At 61.0% G+C, this 541-nt stretch carries 1 protein-coding gene; it reads right to left on the bottom strand.

What is annotated here, in order from left to right; all coding sequences use genetic code 11:
• On the bottom strand, positions 1-254 hold a 254-nt coding region (locus Q4Q11_RS32020), incomplete at its 3' end, for a hypothetical protein (RefSeq protein WP_498572005.1).
• Between the last annotated feature and the right edge of the window lie 287 nt (positions 255-541).

The raw sequence follows: 541 nt of genomic DNA, 5'->3' as shown, positions 1-541 counted from the left end.
TGCGTATTCTTCTGCATGTTCGAAGCCGGCCAGGCAACGCTGGGAAAGACCGACGCCGCGAGCGTCGCGCTTGCGGTCACGATGATGGATCGTCGGCTGATCGGAAATGGATGCTGGAATTTCATGGCTGCCAGCTTCGGCGTGTGGGGCGTTACTGCCCAGGGCACCAACCAAAGTGGCGCTACAATGTTCCATTCGCCGGAACCAAGCGCCGGCCCGACGTGTTGCTTAGACGAACCAGGGAGTATCGTCATGCCGCACCTCGACACTTGCGACCTGCAGATTGCGTTCGACGAATTCGGAGCACGCGAGGGCCATCCTGTCCTCCTCCTGCATGGATGGCCCGACGACGCCTCCACTTGGAAGGCTGTGTCGTCAAACCTGCAGCGCCAAAACCTTCGCCTCATTGCGCCTTGCCTTCGCGGCTTCGGCGGAACCGTTTTTCGAAACGACAAGGCGTTGCGCACCGCGAACGGTGCGGTTCTCGCAATGGATGCGATCGCCCTGATGGACGGTCTCGGCATCGAGCGGTTCTCCGTCG

It is taken from the genome of Rhizobium sp. UFLA01-1127 (assembly GCF_059803845.1).
The sequence above is the reverse complement of the archived record's forward strand: the minus strand, read 5'-3'. Positions and strand labels throughout refer to the sequence as shown.